At 74.0% G+C, this 22,212-nt stretch carries 11 protein-coding genes; 1 reads left to right on the top strand and 10 read right to left on the bottom strand.

The window, feature by feature from the left end:
- Positions 1 to 147 precede the first annotated feature (147 nt).
- Entirely contained in the window at positions 148 to 2,703 is a 2,556-nt protein-coding gene (glgP, locus tag FRAEUI1C_RS04910; RefSeq protein ID WP_013422175.1) for an alpha-glucan family phosphorylase, read from the bottom strand.
- Positions 2,704 to 2,922: 219 nt separating this feature from the next.
- Positions 2,923 to 4,929, bottom strand: coding sequence for an acetate--CoA ligase (acs, locus tag FRAEUI1C_RS04905; RefSeq protein WP_013422174.1), 2,007 nt, complete (start codon positions 4,927 to 4,929; stop codon positions 2,923 to 2,925).
- A 1,257-nt stretch (positions 4,930 to 6,186) separates the two neighbouring features.
- On the opposite strand from acs, the gene FRAEUI1C_RS04900 reads away from it, so the two are divergent.
- A complete protein-coding gene (locus FRAEUI1C_RS04900) occupies positions 6,187 to 7,497 on the top strand; it encodes an HNH endonuclease signature motif containing protein (protein ID WP_013422173.1) in 1,311 nt (436 codons plus the stop codon).
- A gap of 432 nt (positions 7,498 to 7,929) precedes the next feature.
- Here FRAEUI1C_RS04900 and FRAEUI1C_RS04895 read toward each other — a convergent pair whose 3' ends face one another.
- The 8 genes from FRAEUI1C_RS04895 to FRAEUI1C_RS04860 form a co-directional block, all read right to left on the bottom strand.
- Positions 7,930 to 8,775 (bottom strand): HAD family hydrolase, encoded by an 846-nt coding sequence (locus FRAEUI1C_RS04895; RefSeq protein ID WP_013422172.1) that lies wholly within the window; start codon positions 8,773 to 8,775, stop codon positions 7,930 to 7,932.
- On the bottom strand, positions 8,772 to 10,094 hold the full coding sequence (locus FRAEUI1C_RS04890; protein ID WP_013422171.1) for a cysteine protease StiP family protein: 1,323 nt from the start codon (positions 10,092 to 10,094) through the stop codon (positions 8,772 to 8,774). The genes FRAEUI1C_RS04895 and FRAEUI1C_RS04890 overlap by 4 nt, the downstream gene beginning before the upstream one ends.
- On the bottom strand, positions 10,091 to 11,410 hold the full coding sequence (locus FRAEUI1C_RS04885; RefSeq protein WP_013422170.1) for a phosphoribosyltransferase family protein: 1,320 nt from the start codon (positions 11,408 to 11,410) through the stop codon (positions 10,091 to 10,093). The genes FRAEUI1C_RS04890 and FRAEUI1C_RS04885 overlap by 4 nt, the downstream gene beginning before the upstream one ends.
- Before the next feature lie 311 nt (positions 11,411 to 11,721).
- Positions 11,722 to 12,915, bottom strand: coding sequence for an HpcH/HpaI aldolase/citrate lyase family protein (locus FRAEUI1C_RS04880; protein WP_013422169.1), 1,194 nt, complete (start codon positions 12,913 to 12,915; stop codon positions 11,722 to 11,724).
- Between the two features lie 482 nt (positions 12,916 to 13,397).
- Entirely contained in the window at positions 13,398 to 17,921 is a 4,524-nt protein-coding gene (locus FRAEUI1C_RS04875) for a zinc ribbon domain-containing protein (protein WP_013422168.1), read from the bottom strand.
- 210 nt (positions 17,922 to 18,131) lie between these two features.
- The gene (locus FRAEUI1C_RS04870; RefSeq protein WP_013422167.1) at positions 18,132 to 20,018 is read right to left on the bottom strand and encodes an Hsp70 family protein; all 1,887 of its coding nucleotides are present in this window, start codon (positions 20,016 to 20,018) and stop codon (positions 18,132 to 18,134) included.
- 187 nt (positions 20,019 to 20,205) lie between these two features.
- Entirely contained in the window at positions 20,206 to 21,306 is a 1,101-nt protein-coding gene (locus FRAEUI1C_RS04865) for a co-chaperone GrpE (RefSeq protein ID WP_013422166.1), read from the bottom strand.
- Complete coding sequence (locus FRAEUI1C_RS04860; RefSeq protein WP_013422165.1) at positions 21,303 to 21,977, bottom strand: TerD family protein; 675 nt, start codon at positions 21,975 to 21,977, stop codon at positions 21,303 to 21,305. The genes FRAEUI1C_RS04865 and FRAEUI1C_RS04860 overlap by 4 nt, the downstream gene beginning before the upstream one ends.
- Positions 21,978 to 22,212 lie beyond the last annotated feature (235 nt).

The raw sequence follows: 22,212 nt of genomic DNA, 5'->3' as shown, positions 1-22,212 counted from the left end.
GTCGGCGGCAGACGCGGAAGCCCCCGGCCCGGCCCTCATCGGGCCGGACCGGGGGCGACGCACGCCTCGTCTTGTCTACCGGCGCCGTAGACCACGGAGCCTGGTCACAGCGCCCGGTCCACAGCGTCTCTGGTAACAGCGCCTGGGCTACGGCACGGCGATGAGGCCGACCTCGGCCGGGGTCGCGAGCAGGCCGTGCGCGGGCAGCACGCTCACCGTGTAGCCGAACGGCCCGGTCCGCGACAGCGGGATGGTGCCCTCGAAGCGGTGGCCACCGCCCTCGGCGTCGCCGGCCGGGTGCAGGTCGGCCGTCACCGGGTCGAGCAGCCGGTCGGTCTCGTCGACGCGGCCGTAGGACACCCGCACCACCACGTCGGACGGGTCCAGGCCACCGAGCTCGATGGTGGCCCGCACGACCAGGTCCTGGCCCACCTGCGGGGTGTCACCGAGCCCGGACGAGTCGACGTTGACGACCCGCACGCCGCTCCAGCCGGAGCGGACCTTGTGCTTCCAGGCCGAGAGCTCGCGGGCACCGCCGTAGGCGCCGGCCGCCGCGGCCCGGGCCGAGACGCCGGCCGGGACGTAGTACTTCTCGACGTACTCCTCGACCATCCGGGTGGCGAGCACCTTCGGCCCCAGCGTCGAGAGGGTGTGCCGGACCATGGCCGTCCAGCGGTGCGGCAGGCCGTCGGACCGGTCGTAGAACCGGGCGGCGACCGCGTTCTCCAGCAGGTCGTAGAGCGCGGCGGCCTCGATGGCGTCCCGGCGGTCCGGGTCCTCGACACCGTCGGCGGTGGGGATCGCCCAGCCGTTCTGGCCGTCGAACAGCTCGTCCCACCAGCCGTCCCGGATCGAGAGGTTCAGGCCGCCGTTCAGCGCGGACTTCATCCCGGACGTGCCGCAGGCCTCCAGCGGCCGCAGCGGGTTGTTCAGCCAGACGTCGCAGCCGGCGTACAGGAAGCGGGCCATGCCGATGTCGTAGTCCGGCAGGAAGACGATCCGGTGGCGGACCACCGGGTCGTCGGTGAACTGGACGATCTGCTGGACGAGCTGCTTGCCGCCGTCGTCAGCGGGGTGCGCCTTGCCGGCGATGACCATCTGGATCGGCCGGTCCGCGTGCAGCAGCAGCCGGGTCAGCCGGTCCCGGTCGTGCAGCATCAGGGTCAGCCGCTTGTAGGACGGCACCCGGCGGGCGAAGCCGACGGTCAGGACCTCCGGGTCGAAGACACCCTCGACCCAGTCCAGCTCGCCGGAGGCGGCGCCGCGCTCCAGCCAGGAGGCGCGGACCCGGCGCCGGACCTCGGCGACCAGCCCTTCGCGCAGCTCCCGGCGGGTGGCGAACAGCGCCTCGTCGGAGATCTTGTCGATCTTGGCGAAGCCGCGGCCGTCGGGCGACAGCAGGGCCGGCTCGGGCTCACGGTCGGCGAGCTCGATGAGCGTGCGGGCGACCCACGTCGGGGCGTGCACGCCGTTGGTGACCGAGCCGATCGGCACGTCGGTCGGGTCGAAGCCCGGCCACAGGCCGTTGAACATCTCCCGGCTGACGATGCCGTGCAGCTTGCTCACGCCGTTGGAGCGCTGGGCCAGGCGCAGGCCCATGTGCGCCATGTTGAACACGTTGGGGTCCGGCTCGGCGCCGAGCTCCAACACCCGCTCGACCGGCACGCCGTCCCAGGCGCACTCCCCGCCGAAGTGGCGGGACACCATGTCCTTCGGGAACCGGTCGATGCCGGCCGGGACCGGGGTGTGGGTGGTGAACAGGGTGCCCGACCGGGTGGCCTCGAGCGCCTCGTCGAAGCTGAGCCCGGTCGCGGTCAGCTCCCGGATCCGCTCCAGGCCGAGGAAGCCGGCGTGGCCCTCGTTCGTGTGGTAGACCTCCGGCGCCGGCGCGCCGGTGACCCGCGAGAACACCCGCAGGGCCCGCACGCCGCCGATGCCCAGGAGCATCTCCTGCAGCAGCCGGTGGTCGGTGCCGCCGCCGTAGAGGCGGTCGGTGACGCCCCGCTCGGCCGGCTGGTTGTCCTCGACGTCCGAGTCCATCAGCAGCAGCGGAACCCGGCCGACCTGGGCCTTCCAGATCTGCGCGTGCAGGGTGCGGCCCTCGGGCAGGCCGACCGTGATCTTCTGCGGGACGCCGTCGGCGTCGGTCAGCTGGGTGATCGGGAGGCCGTGCGGGTCGATGCCCGGGTAGCGCTCCTGCTGCCAGCCGTCGCGGGACAGCGACTGGACGAAGTAGCCGGCCCGGTAGAGCAGCCCCACGCCGATGATCGGCACGCCGAGGTCGCTCGCGGTCTTCAGATGGTCACCGGCCAGGATGCCGAGCCCGCCGGAGTACTGCGGCAGCACCTCGGTGATGCCGAACTCAGGCGAGAAGTAACCGATCGCGCTGGGCGCGCCCGGCAGGTTCTGCTTCTGGTACCAGAACTCGGCGCTCAGGTACTCCTGGAGCTCGTCGGCCGCGTCGGTCAGCCGACGGACAAAACGTCTGTCCCCGGCCAGGGTCACAAGCCGGCTGTGGTCGACCTCGCCGAGAAGCCGGACCGGATCGCCCTTCGTCGACCGCCACAGCTCGGGGTCGACGGACTCGAAAAGGTCCAGCGTCTCCGGGTGCCAGGACCAGCGGAGGTTCATCACCAGGTCGGCGAGCGGAGCAAGCTGCTCGGGAAGCTGCGCGCGGACGGTGAACCGTCGGAGTGCTCTCACGGAAACGGCAGCCTAGACACCGCCCGTGAACTGGCAGCACCCGGGTCGCACCACCGGGTTACCAACAGGAAAAACCCTGTGCACACGCGCGGAAATGGGCACGATTGCGCCGTATCGAGCCCGTTTCCCACACGTCGTCAATTCCACCATCGAGCCGCTGCCAGGTTGTCCTAGAGCAGTTGATCTTGCGGTGGCGGCGGCTCGGGCGCCGTTTGCGCCTTACTGGTCGTCGGGACCGGCCTCGGCCACCTTGGTCGCGAGGGCCGCCATGACGGCCGGATCGCGCAGTGTCGTGACGTCCCCGAGCGCGCGGCCCTCCGCGACGTCCCGCAGCAGCCGTCGCATGATCTTGCCGGACCGGGTCTTCGGCAGGTCGTCGGCCCAGATGATCCGCTTCGGGCGGGCGAGCTTGCCGATCCTGGCGGCGACGTGCTCGCGCAGCTCGGCCACCGTCGCGTCGTCCCCGATCCGGCCACCGGAGAGTGTCACGAACGCGACAATCGCCTGGCCGGTCTGCTCGTCCGCCTGGGCGACGACGGCGGCCTCGGCGACGGCCTCGTGCGCGACGATCGCCGACTCCACCTCCGCGGTCGACAGCCGGTGCCCCGAGACGTTGATGACGTCGTCGATCCGGCCGATGATCCAGAAGTAGCCGTCGGCGTCCAGCCGGGCCGCGTCACCGACCAGGTAGGTCGTCGGGCCGAACCGGGAGAAGTACGTCTCGACGAACCGCTCGTCGTCCTTGTAGAGGGTGCGCAGCATCGACGGCCACGGCTTGGTCACCACGAGCACGCCGACGCCCTCGCTGAGCGGCTGGCCGTCCTCGGTCACCAGCGCCGGGCTGTAGCCCGGCAGCGGCCTGGTCGCCGAGCCCGGCTTGGTCGACGTCACACCCGGGATCGGCGAGATCATGATCGCGCCCGTCTCGGTCTGCCACCAGGTGTCGACGATCGGGCAGCGCTCGCCGCCGATCACCTTGTGGTACCAGAGCCAGGCCTTCGGGTTGATCGGCTCGCCCACGGTCCCGAGCAGGCGCAGCGAGGACAGGTCGTGGCGGTCCGGGTACTCCGCTCCCCACTTGATGCACGCGCGGATCGCCGTCGGCGCCGTGTAGAAGACGGTCACCTTGTACTCGTCGATCAGCTTCCACCAGACGTCGTAGTCCGGGTAGTCCGGCGCGCCCTCGTACATCACGCTGGTGGCGCCGTTGGCGAGCGGGCCGTAGACGATGTAGGAGTGACCGGTGATCCAGCCGACGTCGGCCGAGCACCAGTAGACGTCCGTCGCCGGGTCCAGGTCGAAGACCGCGCGGTAGGTGTAGGTGGCGCCGAGCAGATAGCCGCCGGTGGTGTGCAGGATGCCCTTCGGCTTCGCCGTCGAGCCCGAGCTGTAGAGGATGAACAGCGGCGCCTCGGCCGGCATCGGCTCCGCCGGGCAGACCGGGTCGGCGGCGGCGAGCAGGTCGGCGTACCAGACGTCGCGGCCGGCCTTCATCGGCGCCCGCTGGCCGCCGAGCCCGGCCGCGCCGACCGCCTCGACGACGATGATGTGCTCCAGGCTCGCCAGCTCGCCCATCTCCGCGTCCACCGCGGACTTCACCGGCGCCGTGCGGCCCTTGCGGCGGGCGCCGTCGACGGTGATGAGCACCTTGGCGTCGGAGACCTCCATCCGCTCCTTGACCGCCGTCGCCGCGAACCCGCCGAACACGACGTTGTGGACCGCGCCGATCCGGGCACAGGCCAGCATCGCGGCCGCGACCTGCGGGATCATCGGCAGGAAGATCCCGACGACGTCACCCCGGCCGACGCCGAGCGAGCGCAGCCCGTTCGCGAGCCGCTGGGTCTCGGCCAGCAGGTCGGCGTAGGTGACGGCCAGCCGCTCGCCCTCCTCGCCGGCCCAGTGGAAGGCCACCCGGTCCCCGTTGCCCGCGTCGACGTGCCGGTCCAGGCAGTTCGCCGAGAGATTCAGCTCGCCGTCCTCGAACCACTTGTAGAACGGCGGGTTCTCCTCGTTGAGGACCTTGGTGAACGGCTTGTCCCAGGTAAGCAGCTCGCGGGCCTTGTCGGCCCAGAACGCCACCGGGTCGGCCGCGGCGGCCGCGACATCGGCGTCGATCGGGCCGCGCCGGGTGAAGCCCGCCGGCGGGTCGAAGGTCTCCACCGCGAGCATCCGCTCCAGCTCGGCCTCGAGCGCGCCGGGACTCCTGGTCTCGTCGGTGGTGGTCATGCGTCCTCCTACGGCGTCGAGGGGGTCGGCGGCCCAGCGTTCGGGCCCGTGGCCGGCTCTGCGCGCCCGGTCTGGGTCGCGGCTGGTCTGGGTGTGACGGCGCCTGGGCTCGGACCGGGCACGGCTCTGCGTGTGACGGCGACAGGCACTCGCGGGCCAGCACTGCCAAAGCCGCTGCCTACCCCGTGAGCCGGGGCACAGGTCCGGGTCTACCACGAACCGGAACGAGACGTCGATCGCCGTCGCAGCCAGACGCCGCGTCCGGCGCGCCGGACGGCCACCGTCATCTGGACTCAGCGTGGCGACCTGAGCCCCCGCCGCGCGGCCGGGGCTCGTGGCATGGCCTGAGCAGGGCGGAGCGCTCGCGGCAGGGCGGAGTGCCCTGGGCTGGGCGGCGCTGCCGGGGCTGGGGGCGCGACCAGAGCAGGGCGGCGCTGCCGGGGCTCGGGGTGCGACCAGAACAGGGGGCCGCGCGGCGTGGGCAGGGCTGCGCGGCGTGGGCAGGGCTGCGCGGCGTGGGCAGGGCTGCGCGACGTGGCCGGAGCAGGGCGGCACGGCCAGGGGCGGCGCGGCCAGCGCAGGGCGGCACGGCCAGGGGCGGCGCGGCCAGCGCAGGGCGGCGCGGCCAGGGGCGCAGCCTCTCCAGACCGCGCGAATCCATCCAGGCTCGCACGACAGCGCCGCGCTGTCCGCACTGAGCGTGGCGACTCCCTCTTCGCCGAGTTCGGCGATGGCTCGGCGCCTCAGAGCTGAAGCGGGTTCTTCGAGCCGCTGGGTGCCGCATGGTTCTCGATGCCGGCGGCACCGACCACCGATTTGATGAATTCTATTTTCGGGGTGTTTCAGAAAGTTTTTGCGGAGCGACGCGATAAGCGTTCAACTCCATTCTCGCCGCTTGCACATTCTCGGCCCGGCGGTATCATGAACGCATGCCCGAGCCGGGCACCGACTGCGGCCGACACCCGTCGTGACGCAGCCGTCGACTCGGCAATTTTACGCAGCTCGAGTAACGCAGCCATTTCCTTTCTACCCTTTGACGCAGTCCGCAGCGACCCAGCCCGTTAGGACGCAGCCGTGATGACGCCGACCGTTACTGCTTGGCCCGTCGCCACGTCGTCTGGTTCCGTGTCGCCAGACAGGCCACTTCTCGCCGAACTGCCAGTGCACGATTCGCCCGTCGGCCCATGGCCGCCCGGACGGCTTCCTGAGCACTCTCGCTCGCGCGGGCCCGACGCGGATCCGACGGAGCGACTGGACGTGGTTGACGCGGTGTTCGACGAAGCACTCGCCGGGCTGGCTGGCTGCGACGCATCGGCGACGTTGGCGCTGGCAGCCCGGTTGGCTCGATTGACCTCCCGGTTGGAGGGGCTGACGATCCACACCCACGTGCATCTCGCCCGACTGCGCCCGACCGATCCCGGAGACGAGACGGGTGACCCGTACTCGTCGTTCGCTGCCGACGAACTGGCGGCGGAACTGGCGCAGTCGCCACGGACGATGTCGAGCCGGCTGGCGACTGCCTGGGAGATCGCTCACGAACTCCCAGCCGCGCTCGCCGAGCTGACCGCCGGCATGCTCGATCACACCCGACTCGCCGCACTGCATCAGCTCACGGCATGCCTCACCGCCGGGCAGCGAGCCACCGTCGAGGCCGCGATGCTCGCCGGCAGCCGGCTGGCATCCCCGCCGCGGTGGCGACGGAAGATCCATCGGCTCGTCGGCCGTCTCGATCCGGAGGCCGCCGCGAAACGCCGCCAGCGGGCTCACGCCGAACGCACGGTCAGCATCCAGGCTCTCCACGACGGCATGGCCCAGCTGACGGCGGTGCTCACCGCCGAGGACGCCCAGGCGATCTACGACCGGATCAACAAGATCGTCCACTCCGGCACCCTCGCCAACGGCGACCCCCACCACGGCGACACCCGTCCGATCGACGCGCGCCGCGCCGACGTCCTCACCGCGCTGCTCCTGGGCAACCGCCGCGAACACGTCACCGTCGAGCTCCAGGTCATCGCCCCCGTCGGGACCCTGGCTGGGCTCGACCAGAACCCTGTGGAGCTCGCGGGATTCGGGCCGATCCCCGCGGAGGTCGGTCGGGCGCTCGCCGCCGACGCCCGATGGCGCCGCGTTCTCACCGACCCCGAGACCGGCACGGTCCTGGACCTGGGTCACCGCCGAGTGCCCACCCCCGCACTCGCCCGCCTCGTGCGCCACCAACAGACCCGCTGTGTTTTCCCCGGCTGCGGTATGCCTGCGACCCGGACCGACATCGACCACGTCACAGCCCATGCAGAGGGAGGTGCCACCGCCCTGGACAACTTGGGCCTTCTCTGCCGGCACCACCACCGTGCCAAACACGGAGGCCAATGGACGCTCGAACAATCCAAACCAGGCGTCTTTGTCTGGACCAGCCCTACCCGCCGGGTTTTCACCACAGATACGACCGTCAACGAGGAAGAATCCAACACCCCGATTCCCGCGCCCGCGAGCGGGCATGTAAACCCCGCGGCGGCCCGATCTACTATCCCCACCCAGAGAGGACACTCTGGTACTCGGTGTCCATTCTGAACGGCGGGCCTAGGCCCGGCTAGGCCCCATCGCGAAGGCCTCGCCGCGCGCTTTCGCGCGAACCCGTCCTCGACCTCATGTGACGGCGAAGGCATTTCTCCTGAAGACCTCTACCAGGAGCCCGCGACGCGATGCTCGTTCAGGCTCGCCCCGCATCCGACCGCACAGGCCATCGGGACCGCGCTGCACGAGACAATCCCCGGACCGCTACCCCTGGCCGGCAGGGCAGCTCGCGGCCAGGCCATCGCCGTCCGCATCACACGAGACAATCCCCGGACCGCCACCCCTAACCAGCAGGGCGGCCCGCGGCCAGGCCATCGCCGTCCGCATCACACGAGACAATCCCCGGACCGCCACCCCTAACCAGCAGGGCGGCCCGCGGCCAGGCCATCGCCGTCCGCATCACACGAGACAATCCCCGGACCGCCACCCCTAACCAGCAGGGCGGCCCGCGGGAAAGGCCATGGCGTCCGTGACGACGGTGACGAGCTGGCCGACGATCTCCGCGCCGCCCAGGATGCCCGCGGCGGCGGTGACGCGCAGGTTGGGGGCATCCCAGGCACGGTCGTGCAGCTCACCGTGGGCCGGGCGCACCGCGACGTCGGCGGCGGCGAGCATCGGCGCGTCGAGGAGCGAGTCGCCGGCGGCGGCGGTCCGGTCGGTGTGGGCGCGGCGGGCCACCTCGGCGAGGGCCGCCTGCTTGGTGAGCGTCGCGGGCACGAAGTAGACCTTGCGGCCCTGGACCGAGACCGTCCACCCCGCGGCGGCGAGCTCGGCGGTGACCGCTGCCAGGTCGGGGATGCCGTCGCGCTCGTGGGCGACGAGGTAGACGAAGAGGTCGTCGGCGACGCGGGTCAGCCGGCACCAGCCGCCGGTGGCGAGCCGCTCGGCGAGGACGAGCACCTCGGCGAGCGGCGCCGCGTCGCGCAGCCGGGCGGCGACGGCGGCCGCCCAGCCCGGATCAGGCTCGCCGTCGACGAGCACGTGGCCGCCGTTGGCGGCGACCGCGAACGGCGGCGTCACTCCCAGGTCGACCCGGCGGTACTGGCCCAGCGTGCGAGTCGTCACCGGCACCAGGACCGCTCGCCGGGCAAGCTCGGCGACGCCCGCGAAGGCCGGCGCGGTCATGAACGCCGCCGGCTCCCCGTTCAGCCGCTCCACGAGGACCAGGTCCGGTTCGGCCACGCCCGGCGGCAGCCGGAACGAGCGGCGGGAGAAGATCAGCGTCTGGTCGAGATCACAGGCCACCAGCCAGCGCGCGGCCGGGGCCGGCGTCACTGGCCGCCCTCCGCTACGTCGGAGGGGCGCCAGCGCGACTGCGGGGTGTGGAACACGGGTGCCTCGCCGTCGGCCCGCACGGGGCGGACCAGACCGACGCAGGAGAACGGCAGGCCTGGCATCTCCTCGACCGGCACGCCGCGAGCCTCGGCCAGCGCCAGCACATGCGGCAGCTCCTCGACCCGGTCCGGGGCCACCAGGACCCGCCACGGCACCCGGCGCAGCAGCACCCGGGTGGCCTCGCCGACCCCCGGCTTGACCATGGCGACGTCCGGGATCTCGTAGCGCTCGGCGATCCGCTCGACGGCGGCCCAGCCGGCCCACGTCGGGGTCCGGTCGGACGACCACAGCTCGGGCCAGGTCGCGGCCACCTCGGCGGCGACCTCCGGGAACCGGGCGACGACCGTCTCGATGAAGTGGCGGGACAGGTCGTGCGGCTCCAGGTCGCGGTAGTACTTGGCGCCGTGGAAGTCGGCCGGGCCGATGTGCTCGGCGTTCAGCACCGTACGGCTGACCAGGCCGGAGACGGTCGAGTTCAGGCAGGCGCTCGGGATCAGGAAGTCGTCGCGGGTGCCGTAGAGGGAGACGCAGCGGGCCGGGTCGGCGAGGACGGCCATCGTGTCGTCCAGGCCGAGGCCCGGTGCCGCCTCGGCCAGGACGCGGGTCATCACGCCCTTGCCCGTCCAGCCGTCGACGAACTGGAGGGCGGCCGGGTCGTGGCGCTCGGTGAGGTACCGGACGGCGTTCAGGTCGATGCCCCGGTCCTTGATCACCGAGATGGCGTAGTGCGGCACGTCCAGCCCGAGGCTGTAGGCGTACCAGCGGCGCATCAGGATGCCGATCGGAGTGCCGGCACGGGCGATCGAGACGAGCACCGGCGCGGGCTTGGCCACCCGGACCAGCTCACAGACCAGCCCCACCGCCAGCGCCACCCGGGTCGCCGAGCGCTCCAGCGCCTGGTGGTACAGCGCCAGGTAGCTCTCGTCCGGCTGGTACTCGACCGGCAGGTCCTCCGAGTAGTGCCGGCCGCGCTGCATGTCCTCCTCGCGGTCCTCGGTCGCCCGTTCGAGGTCGGCGGCGGAGAGGTCCTTGAGCAGGAAGGTGACGTCGGCCGGGTCGTAGGAGCCGGAGCCGATCGTGCCCGGCAGGCCGGCCTCCGCCGGGGCGTCCACCGGGACCGGGCCGGGGTGGCGTCCGGTCGCCGCGGCCGGCTGAGTGGTCGCGGGAGGCTGGGTCGCCGGGGCAGGCTGAGTCGTCGCGGGAGGCTGGGTCGCCGCGGCAGGCTGAGTGGTCGCGGCAGGCTGAGTGGTCGCGGTCATCGGGCGCCTTCCGGGACGAACGACGGCAGGGTGAGGACTGTGACCGGCGCGTGGGTGCGCAACGCCTCGACCAGCCCAGCCAGGGCCGGGCCGTCACCGCGGTCGGCCGCGGCGTCGACCCCGCCGTCGACGACCACCACGATGTCGTCATAGCGGCCGGCGGCCGAGCTGTCCGTGGCGCCGCCGTGACGGGCGGGCCCGACGTTGTAGACCTGGCTGACCCGGCTCGGGTCGTCGGGCGCGGGGAATTCCAGCGCGGTGCGGATCGCGTAGCCGGGGACGTCCAGCGGGTGCACCGGCGAGCGCGTCGTCGACTGGTAGCGCACGTCGCCGCCGGTCACCCCGGCGAGGGCCGCCGCCAGTCGCATCGGCGTGTACATGAGCTCCTCGGTGCCCAGCACGAGGGTCCGTCCGGCCGGGGCGGTAAGCCGGGCGGCGATCGAGGCGCCCGCCGCGTCGACGACCTCGTCGAGCAGCCGGCCGTGCGCGGGCGTCCAGCCGTGGCGCCCGCCGTCGGGCAGCTCGGCCGGCCATGGCGGCCGCACCCAGCTCACCCGGCCACGCGCGGCGTCGGCTTCGTTCTCCGGGCTGGGAGCGGCGAACCGCGCGCGGATCGCGCTGGCCCGCTCGGCGACGTCCGCGGGCACCTGGACGGTCGCCGAGACCAGCGAGACGACGTCGACCGGCACGCCCAGCTCGTCGGCGAGCCGGTCGAAGGCCGCCCGCGCCGGGGCCGGCCGGGCGTCCAGCAACGCGGCGACCGTGTAGGCGGGCCGGGGGGCGAGCGCGTGCAGGGCCCGGATCGTCCCGATCGCGGTGTTGCCGGTGGACAGCTCGTCGTCGACGAGCAACAGGGGGCGCGGGTCGGTCAGCAGGCGCCGATCGGCGGGCAGCAGCCAGTGGTGGACGGCGTGCGAGTGCGCCTCGGCGAGCTCCAGCTCGGAGCGCATCCCGGCCACGGCCCGGCGGGTGGTGTGCAGGTAGTCGGCGCCCGGCATCCCGTCCGCGACGGCGTGCCCGAGCGCGGTCGCCGTCTCGCAGTAGCCGAGCACGAACACGGTCTCGCCGCTGGCCAGGGACGCCTGGGCGGCGGCGGAGCCGGCCCGGGCTCTGGCGGCGAGCGCCGCCCCTGCCTCGAGCGCGACCGCCGGCGGGACCGGCAGGTGCTTGCCGAGCACCCGGCTTACCAGCAGGTGCGCGCGGCGCGGGTTGCGCCGCAGCGCGAGCCCGACCAGGCCGCGCAGCCCGCCACCGGTGGCGTCCTCGGTCACCTCGGCGACGAGCCCGAGCGCCTCCCACAGCCAGTCGTCGTCCACACCACTCCCCTGCGCGGGTCCCCGCGACGCGGGCCGGTCGGACGCCGGCACCCCGGACACCAGGAGACCGGAAACGGGCCCGCTCGTGGATCCCGCTGCGAGCGGGCTCACGCCAGGTTCCCGGACGCCAGCAGGCCGGAAAGAGGCTCGCTCATCGATCCCGCTGTGCGCGGGCTCACGCCAGGTTCCCGGACGCCAGCAGGCCGGAAAGAGGCTCGCTCATCGATCCCGCTGTGCGCGGGCTCACGCCGGCCCCTCGGACGCCAGCAGGCCGGAAACAGGACCGCTCATACTTCCCGCTGCGCGCGGGCTCACGACATCACCGCCTGGCTGGCCGCCAGGACGTCGACGAAGGTGTGGCCCGCCTTCAGGACGCCGAAGGCCTCGGCGCGGCGCAGCACGGTCTGGGCCCACCGCCGGTGCGGGCGCAGCTCGTTCATCTTGTTGGCGTAGCTGCTGCGCCGGACCCCGCCGGTCTCGCCGTCGGCGACCGTGAGCGCGTCCTCGTACTCCTCATGGGTGACGACGTAGAGCGCGTGCACGGCCGCGACGTGGCTGGGGTGGATCACGGTCTTGCCGATCAGGCCGTTCGCCTTGTCGAGCACGACCTCCTTGATCAGCCGGTCCAGGTCGGCCGAGACCAGGTCGCGGCGCATCGCGGGGCCCTGGACGACCGGGTCGGCGAGGTCGGCGGTGGCGAACGGGGTGACTCGCAGCGAGCTGACGAACAACCGCTCCGGCTGGGCGAAGTACTCCCACACCGGGCCGGTGACGACGTGGTCGCCGCCGCGGGCGCAGACGTTGACGATGTCGGCGATGCAGTCGCGGACCACGGCGATGTCGTAGATGGTCAGGTCGCGGTCGCGGCGCAGCCCGTAGAGGCCAGACAGGTCGGTCGCGCCCAGCCGGACGGCGAGGACGTGGTCGGCGTGCTTGTCGACCAGCCGGCGCACCCCCAGCAGCGTCTCCAGCCTGGTCTCCCGGTGGATCACCTCGGGGCTCTCCAGCACCGGCATCGCCCACAGCTGCCGGCCCAGGCGGTCGCAGGCCTGCAGCACGGCGGCCATCGACACCTCGCCCGAGTCCTCGACGAACTTCGGCAGGACGAAGCCGGCGAGCACGTCGGCGGCGGCCGGCGTGAGGCCCGCGACCAGGGCCGGGATCTGCTCGGCCGAGCGGACCCGGACGAAGATCAGGCCCGGGCTGTCGCCGACGGTCGGCGGGTTCTCACCCAGTTCGTTGAGCGCGCGCACCACGTTCGCCTCGGCCGCCGGCACGTCGCCGTCGGAGATCGCGTCCTCCAGGCAGAGGACCATCGACGCGACGCCGGCCGCCGACTGGCGGCGCACGTCGTCGGCGAGCTTCGGCCGGGTCCCGGGTGCGTACAGCGTCGCGCCGAGGGCCGTGGCGACCAGCCGGCGGTCGTCGTCGCGGCTGATCTCCTTCGGCGGGCAGTGGAACAACGCGTCACGAGCCGCCGGGTCGAGGAAGGCGAAGTGTCGCACCAGAGCGGCTCCTTCAAGGCTCGACGGGCTTGACGCTGCGCGCCCGGGGCCGGCCCGGCTTCACCCCCGATCGCCGCCGGACCTGGGGCAACGCCCGACGCGGGGAACGTACCCCCACAATGACGAAGACCGCCGGGAAACGGGTCACTGACGCCATCACGACATTTTCTTGTAATGTCCACGTCCCACGCGATCTACGCCAGTGTGAACACGGATCCGGACGAGGATCAACCGCTCACCTACTGCTACACACGTGTAGTAATAGGGGTCACACGCTGGGCTACAGCGGGCTCAGGCCCGGCCTCGCGGGCCGGAGGGTCCACCCGTGCTCCGCCGCCGGCTTGTTTGGCGGCCATCTTCGGTTCACCCGGAGCCGGGCCGGAGCGCGGACATTACTGAAGACCGATCGGTCGAATACGTCGCGCATCCCGATCCGGCTCGCGCGGATGACATTTCGCCATCCATCCGGCGAACAGCGCGGCTCAGCGAATGACGAGCGCGTCGTCCGGCGGGTGGTCAACCGTGAGGTCGCCGCCCTCTCCGGACGCGGGCAGCAGCCGGATGCCCCACGGCAGCAGGGCGCCCTCGAGCCGGACGTCCATCGTCCTGGTGGCTCGCTCGGCGCACGGCGCGAGCCGGGCGAGCGCCTGGCCCTCGCCGAGAGTGGCGGGCGGCACCGTCCCCGGCCGGGCGACCAGCACGAGCTCGGGCACCGCGCCGTCGGTGCGGACCCGCACCCGAAGGACGCGCCGACGCCAGCCCGCCCGGGTCGAGAAGTAGGACACCCGGGGCTCGCCCGAGCCGGCCTCGTCGTCGTCCAGGTCGTCGTCGAACCGATCGTCGTCGGCGTGCTCGTCGGCCTCGTCAGCCTCGTCGTCCAGGTCCTCCAGCAGGCCGTCCGCCGAGTCGGACCGGCCGGACCGGCCCGGCCGACCGGCAGCACCGGCAGCACCGGCGGCACCCGGCTGGCCGGCGTCGTCGCCGCCGGGCGGCGTGCCGCCAGCGGCGCCGGGGACCGTGGCCAGCCCGGGCGGCCAGGTCCGCGCGCCGAACCCGGCGGTGCCGTCCTGGCCAGCGGGGGCGAAGAGGTCGGTATGGGTCGCGGGCAGCGTCCAGCCAGCGCGCGAGTCCGGCCCGGCGGGCACGCCAAGCGCCGGGAGCCGGCCCGCTGGGCCCGCGGGGTCCGAGCCGGCGTCACCCGGTACCGACGGGGTCCACGCAGGCTCCCCGCCGGGCTCGCCCGGCGGGACGGCCGGGAACGGCTGGAAGGCGACCACAGGGACGGGCATCGCCGGGCGGAACCAGCCGGGGCCGCTCGGGATCTCCTCCTCCGGTCCTGGCGCGCTGGGCAGTGGCCCGGTCGACATGGGCAGCCCGGTCGACATGGGCGGCACGGTCGACATGGGCGGCACGGTGGGCATGGGCGGCACGGTGGGCATGGGCGGCACGACGGCCGACGCGGGGCCGGGCCGGGGCGGGCCACCCACCTGACCGACGATGGGCAGGCCGGCGCCGGTCGGTGGATTCACCATCGGCGGCAACGGCCGCTCCGGCTGCCGGTCCGGCCCGACGGTGGCCGTGGGGAGCGGGTTCGGGCCGGTACCCGTGGGAAATCCGGGGGGTGGGAGCTGCTGCGCCGACGGGACCACGACCGGGACCGGCCCGGTGACCGCCGGAGGCGGCAGGGCGCCGGCCGGCAGGGGCCCGCCCAGCGGCGCCGCGAGCGGCATGGCCGGCGGGCCGGCTGGCGGCGCCGCCGCCGGGACGCCCATCCGAGGCGGCAGCCCGGTCACCGGCGGGCCGACCAGCGGCGACCCCGTCAGCGGCGGCCCCACCAGCGGTGAGCCCGTGATCGGCGGCCCCGTCAATGGCGGGCCGGCCAGCGGTGCCGCCGACGGGACCGGCCGCTGGGCCAGGCCTGGCGGTGGCATCGGCAGGGCGCCGGTCGGCACGGCGACCGGGATCGCGGAGGTCGCCGGGCCAGCGGGGACCGGCGCGAGGTAGGACGGCTCGGGAGCGGCCAGCGGTCCGGCCGCTGCGGCCGCCAGGGGCGGAGCCGTGCCGGCGTCGACACGTGGCCTGGCCGGGGCCCGCACGACCACCTCGGCGCCCGCGGCGGCGGCCCTCGGCTGCCCGCCGACGCGGAACACCGGGAAGCAGGCGACGTAGTAGGGCCAGCCGTCGCGCGGCGCGGACAACCGCCAGCCGCCGCCGCGCGGCTGGAGGCCGGCGACGGTCACGGTCGCGGCAGAGGCGGTCGGGTCGTCCGGCCCGGTCGGGGTGCGGTCCCGCCGCCACAGCACCCGCGCCTCGGTCAGGCCCGGCGCCAGCCGGAAGAACAGCACCAGCTCGTCGCCACGGTCCTCGGCGCGCAGCTCGGTGACGCCGCCCGGGGCGATGTGCTGGACCGGGCGGCCGATGACGCCGCGACCGCCGAGCACGCTGACCGGGGTGTACACGACCGGGCCGACCGCCGCCGGGTCCAGTAGCCGGCCACGGCGGCTGGTACCCACAAGCCGGACCGGGCCCGTGAGCGCCTCCAGCGGCAGGTCGACGTTCTCCGGCCCGAACGGTCCCACCGGTGCCGCCGGCGGGGGTCCGAACCGGCCGCCGGGCGGCGCGCCCATGTCGGGCAGCACCCCGGGGGTCGCGTAGACCCGCACCTCGGGGCCGGGCGGCGCCGTCCAGCGCAGCATGGTCCCGCCAGCGGAGTAGGAGACCGCCAGGTCGAGGACCGGCAGCGGCCGCGCCACGACCGCCACCGAGACCTCGACCCCGGCCGTGCGCGCCGGCATGCCGTCGGCGGCGACGTATTCGACCGACAGCCGGTAGCGGTAGGTGACGCCGGGCTGGACGTCCGGGTCGGTCAGCGTCCCGCCGCCGGCCCTGGTGTGCCGCACGGACCGGTCGACGACGCGGGCCGCGCTCGGCACGGTGCCGCCGGTCGCCGGGTCGCCGTCCTCGTCGGCCTCCGGGACGACGCTCGGATCGACGGCGTCGACGGCGTCTACGGCCCGCTCGACGGTGACCACCTGGACCGGGCCGTCGAGCCGCCAGGTGAGCCGGACGCCGTCCGCGGTTTGCTGCGCGCGCAGTTGCTCGACCTCACGGGTCAGCACCAGCGGCGCCGTCCGGGCGAGCGCCGAGCGACGGCTGGCCGAGAACGCCGTCACCTCGTAGAACACCGGCACCCAGGCCGGAGCGCCGGCGTCGGTCAGCTCGGCGACCGTTGTCGTGCCCAGGCCGGACCGGGTCGGCGGGACGCCGAGCGTGCCGGCGACCACCCGGTCGACCCGGAACGAGACCGGGGCTGCGGTGTCGGCGGACCGCCAGCGCAGCAGCACCGCGCCGGTGGGCCCGGTGGCGACGGTCGGCACCGCGACCAGGTCGGCCGGCGCGGCGAGCGGCAGCGCGGCCAGCGCCGCGAGCGCCTCGGGGCTGTCGGACGCGCTCGCGAGCACCGCGACCAGCGCGGCCTCCCGCTGGGCCGGGGGCAGCCCGAGCGCCGCGTCCACCCGGCGGCGGATCATCGCCTGCGCGACGGTCAGCTCCCCGAGCACCTCGGCGCCGTCCCGGCCGTCGGGTCCGCGCACGTCGGCGGCCTGCGCGACCAGCCAGCGGGCCCGGTCCAGCGCGGCCTGGGCCCGGCCGGCCGCGCGGTCGTCGGCGAGCGCCCGCCAGCCGGCCTCCGCCGCCGCCAGCGCTGCCGCGGCCCGCGCGGCCAGCTCCTCGCCGACGGCGCCGGTCGGGCCGCCGAGCGCGACCAGCAGCGGCCGGGCCCGGCCGACGAGCTCGACGGCCTGGGCCGGCCGCCCCTCGTCGAGGGCCCGGCGGATCGCGGCGACGGCCTCGGTGGCGTCCCTGGACTGCCGGACGCTCTGCCCGCAGTGCCGGCAGACGACGGCCGCGGCCTCGGTGAGCCGGGAGCAGCTGGGGCAGCCGATGTAGAGGTCGGTGTCGCAGTAACGGCAGACCCGCACCTCCCCGACGGGCTCGGGGCGGGCACAGCCGGGGCAGACGACGAAGTCGACCGTCGCGCCCGTGCTGACCGGGACCCCGAGGTCGCGGGCGAGGCCGAGCACGACGGTGCGGATCTGGGTGGCGCTCAGCCCGCGCCCGGTGGCCAGCGCCCGGCGCATCAGGCCCTCGAACGCGACAGCGGTGATCTCGCCGTCGAGCAGGACGTGCTCCTCGACGGCCCCGCGCAGCTCGTCGGCGGCGTCCACGAGCAGCCCGGCGGAGTACGCGGCGGGGTCCGCCTCCAGCAGCCGGGCGCGGACCAGCGCCAGCAGGTCGGCGGTGACCGTCTTCTCCCGGTCGTGCGGCCGGCGGGCGTTCACGGCGGCGACCGCTTCGTAGGCGGCGGCCAGCCGCGCCGGCGGCGACTCCGGCGCGACGCCGAGGAAGGCCCACAGCGAGGCGGTGGAGGCGTGGTCGCCGCGGCGCAGGGCGCGCAGCTCGTCGAGCCGGTCGCGGATCTGGCCACGCGCGTCGGCCGGCAACGGAGCCACCCGAGCGCCGGGGGCGTCCTCGATGATCCGTTCCCGCGCCAGCCGGACGTCGAACCGCTCGCCGGTCACGCCGGCCTGGGCCGCCAGCCGGCGCAGCCCGTCGACCCGGGAGGTCGGGATGCCGCCGAACCTCTCCCGGACCGTGGCCAGGTACCCGTCGACCTTGGCGAGCCGCTCCGTCTCGCCGTCGCGGCGGGCCTCCACGACGAGCGCGCGGACCCGGTCACGCTGCGCCGGGTCGAGCAGCGGGGCCTCCCACTCGGCCCGGCGGCGGACCAGCTCGGTGGCGAGCGTGGCGTACTTCGCCGAGCCGCGCTCCCGCTGCAGGAAGCCGAGCACGCGGGCGAGCCGAGCCTGCACCTCGGCGTCGCTGTGGCTGTCCTCGGGGTCGAGGTCGGCGACGAGGAACGGATCGTCGATGCGCAGCGGGGAACGCGCCCGCAGCACCGCCAGCACCCGCTGGCGGTAACCGCTGCCGTCGAAAGCCGCGCTCACGCCTCACCCTCGTCTCACGTAACGCGGTGCCGTCCGAGACAGATCGCGGACGGGCGCACCCATGCGCGAACCCAACCAAGATCCTGACCCTGGACCGCGGCCAACCCCGAACATCACCGCCCGCCTCGATCCAGCGTTGAGGAGGGCGCTCTGCGCCCGAGTCGGCGGAAGCGGCCGCGGGCGCTTGGCGCCCGTTCGGCCGCTTCCGGCCTATTCGCGGCGTTCGACGAGCTTGTTGACCTTCGCTGCCTCGGCGGTGCGCAGCGCCTCGCTGCCCACACCGGCGGTGACCCGCAGTACCAGCGGGTCGGCCGTGCCGGGGTGGGTGGCCCGGACCTCGATCGTCTGGTCGCGGCCCATGATGAAGGTCACCTCGACGGGGGTCCCGCGCTGGTGGCCGGACGGGATGCCGCGCAGCGCGCCGGCGACGATGACCTTGTTGTCCTCGATCACCGGCGACGCGACCCCGGTGCCCTGCTCGAACACCCGGATGTCGACCTCGGTCTGGTCGTCGGTGACGGTGTAGAAGGTCCTGGCGACCGAGATGGGCAGCGGGTCGTTCTGCTGGGCGAGGAACGCGGCTACCGGCCGGCCCCGGTCCTCGGCGAAGATGCCGAAGCCGCGGGACGTCACGTTGGTGACGGTGGTGCGCACCAGGTCCGCGACGGCGGAGGCAGGCAGGCCGACCTCACCGGCCCGCTCGGCCGCCGCGGCGGCGACGTCTGCGTCGGAGGCAGCGGTCAGGTCGTCGTCGGCGCCGATCCGCCCAGCCTTGACCAGGTCCTCGCGGACGGCCCGCTCCAGCGCCTTCTTCTGGCCGTAGACGGCCGCACCCTTGGCCACCGCGAGGTCCGGGTCGATCAGCTTGCAGGTGAGGCCGAACTGCTCCGCGAGCCGGCGGGCGACCGCGGGGGACTTGCTCATGCCCCCGACGAGCAGGCAGGTGTCGATCCGGTCGACACCCTTCTCCTTCGCCCGGCCGAGGACCGACGCCGTAAGCTCGACCGTGCGGTCCAGCAGCGGCTTGGTCAGCTCCTCGAACGACGAGCGGGTCACCGTCACGCTGGTGCGCCGGCCACCGTGCACGACCAGCACGTCGACGCTCTCCCGGCCGGACAGGGCGAGCTTCGCGTCCTCGGCCGAGGTGAGCAGCTCCTGCTCGTCGTAGACGTCGTCGAGCGGGTCGCCGGCGTCCGGCTGCGCCTCGACGAACCGGCGGGCAAGGTGGCGGACCAGCTCCAGGTCCCAGTCGGCGCCACCCAGCTCGTGGTCGCCGTCGGTGGCGACGACGGTGATGCCGCCCTCGCGCAGCCGGATCACGGTGGTGTCGAAGGTTCCGCCACCGAGGTCGTAGACGAGCACCGTCGACTCGGCCGCGCCGTCCTGGGCGAAGCCGTAGGCGAAGGCGGCGGCGGTCGGCTCGTTGATGATGTCGACGACCGTGAGCCCGGCGAGCTCGCCGGCCAGCTTGGTCGCCTTGCGCTCCTCGTCGCCGAAGTAGGCCGGCACCGTGATGACGACGTCGGTCACCGGCCCACCGGTGGCGCGCTCCGCGTCGGCGGCCAGGGCCTTGAGGACGAGGCTGGAGACGGCGGCCGCGGTGTACTCGACGCCGTGCGCGACGAACCGCCAGTCGGACGTGCCCATGTGCCGCTTGACCAGGCTGGCCACGTCGTCCGGCCGGATCCGTAGCTGGCGCTTGGCCTGCGTGCCGACGACGAAGGAGACCTGGCTGTCGGCGCCCTCGTCGAACAGCACCACGCTCGGGGTGGTCGGCTGCGACTCGATGTTGCGGATCACGTCCGGCCGGCCGTACTCGTCCAGGCGCGCGATGCACGAGTAGGTCGTGCCCAGGTCGATCCCGAAGACCTTGGCGCCCTTGGCACCGTCGCCCGAGGTCGGCTGCGCGCTCCCTGATGCCACCTGCGGGCCTGCGTTCCCCGAGGCCACGTGCGGGCCTGCGTTTCCTGAGGCCACGTGCGGGCCTGCGTTCCCTGAGGCCACGTGCGGGCCTGAGTCGCTTGAGGCCAGGTGCGGGCCGTCTGCCACGCCGCCACCGTCCCTTCCGACGCGGCGCCCGGGCGCCGCGTTTGTCATCACCGCCGCCCACCCGGACGCCGGCCGTGTTCTGTCACGGCCAACCGGCGACGCGCTGGTCTGACTGTTTGCCCATGAGTTTTGTACCTAGCGCTACCCGGCCGGCCGCCACCGCCCCCATTTCGGGCGCATCAGGCCACCAGGGCGACACGGTACGTCCTCAGCCGGATCGACCCGTCGTGCCTCATCAACGGTTGCGGTACACCTCGGCCTCGGCCGGGCGCAGGACCGTCGAGGAGCCACGCACGAAACCGGGCCGGACACCGCGGGCGATCGTGCGGTCGCGGGCCGGGTCGTCGGTGGCGATCCCGCGTAGCGCGAGGTGGCGGGTCGGGTCGAAGGGGCTGCCCGGCACCGCGATGTAGGGGCGCACGTCGGCGGAGATGTCGAGCACCTGCAGCAGCTGCTTGCGCAGGATGCCGGCGACGCTCTGCGGGTCGTCCCCGCCGAGGCTGGACATCTGGTCGTGCAGCCGGATCAGGCCACGCAGCAGCGGGCCCATCGCCTCGGTCAGCTCGCCCTGGCGCAGCTTGCCGTTCTCCTCGTGCAGCCGGTCGACGAGCTCCACGTCGTGCCGGCGCAGCCGGGCCAGCTCGTCGAGCCGGCGGCCCACCGCGGCGAGCTCCTCGACCAGGTCGCCGGAACCGGCGGCCCGCGGACCGGTCGGCCCGCCGGCGGCCGGGCCGGTGTCCCCCGCCAGGGCCCGCTCGCCGCCCTGCCGGTCGTTGCCCGGCCGATCGCCCACCTGACGCTCGGCGCTCTGGCGCTCGGCGGCCTGGCGGTCGCCGGCCTGGCGATCGATGCCTTGCCGGTCGTTGCCCTGGCGGTCGTTGCCTGACCGATCGCCGCCGGGCTGCGGGGCCGGCCCGCGGGTCGGCGCGGCGGCCCAGTCCGGGCCGGTCGCCGCGTCCACGTAGGCGTCGTAGTCATACGGCCCCGCCTCGACGAACGGCGGGAGGCTGTCGATCGAGCCTCGGCCGCTGACCCCGGGAAGCCCCGATGTGCCACGCGGCGGGCCGCCCGGGTCGGGCTCCCCGCCCCGGGCGGGCCCGCGGGCGACGTCGACCATGCCGGGAACCCCGCGCACGCCGTCCGGCGGGGTCATGATGCCGGGCAACGCCCCGGCGGGCACGGTCGGCAGCGCCGTCGGCGAGCCGCCCGCGCCGGAGAGCCCGGGAAGGCTGGTGGTCTCACCGGCGTCCGGGCCGTCGCCCTGGCCAGGACCGAGCGGGTCGGAGCCGGGGAACCAGCGACCCGCCCGGTCGCGCCTGCGGCGTGGTTCGGTCACTTGCGGCCCGGCGTCCAGTTGAGGCCCCAGTTGTAGAGGGCGTCGAGCTGACGGTGGCCGCCGACGTACTTGACCTCCCGGCTGACCGTGAAGTCGCCGGCGCCGTTGTTCGTCAGCAGCGCGATGGCGCACATTCGGGAACCGCCGGCCTGCTCGTCGAGGCGGACCTCGATCGGCGCGCCCTGCGCGGGGGTCAGCGTCACGACCGCGTTGGCCTGGTCGAACGAGGCGACGCCCTCGTAGATGAACGCGAAGATCAGTACCCGGCGGATCTGCCCCGCCCGGGCCAGGTTGACGTACAGGTTCTCGCCGCCGACCGCGGACCCGGTGCGGTCGTCGGCGTCGAGCACGACGAACGGCGGGGCGTCGAAGGATCCGAACGTGTCGCCGAGGGCCTGGATGACCCCCTTCTGGCCGTCGCTGAGCTCGTAGAGGGCGGCGAGGTCGAGGTCGATCCCGCCGGTGCCACCGAGCACGCGCTTGAGGAAGCCGCCCTTCTGGGGGGCACCCGTCTGCCAGTTCAGGTTCACGTGCAGCCGACCGCCGCCGCCCTGCTTCGACAGCGACACGCTCGGCGCGGACTTCGTGAGGGTGACCTTGCTCAGGGACACCCCGGGCGTCGCGCCGCCTGGCCCGCCGGTGGCCCCTGGGTTCGGGTTGTCGAAAGCCATGTCCGCTCCTTCGCGGTCGTCGTCCGCCGCCGCCAGCCGGGCGCCCGGGAGAGCCTCCTCGGACCATCGACCCGGCCCCCGGTAGGGGTGGCGCGGCTTCCCGAGCACTGGTCGGCCTGGGGCCTTACCTGCCGCCCCGGGCCGACCACCAAACACCCCCGACGATCCCGCCGACCATTCTGCACAGCGGCCAACTCGGCGCGGACCGCCGGTCGCGTCCACCTGCCCTGTCCAG

Origin of the sequence: Pseudofrankia inefficax, assembly GCF_000166135.1 — a bacterium.
In the GTDB taxonomy this organism is placed as follows: Bacteria; Actinomycetota; Actinomycetes; order Frankiales; family Frankiaceae; genus Pseudofrankia; species Pseudofrankia inefficax.
Note: the sequence above shows the minus strand (reverse complement) of the source record. Positions and strands in the feature narration are given on the sequence as shown.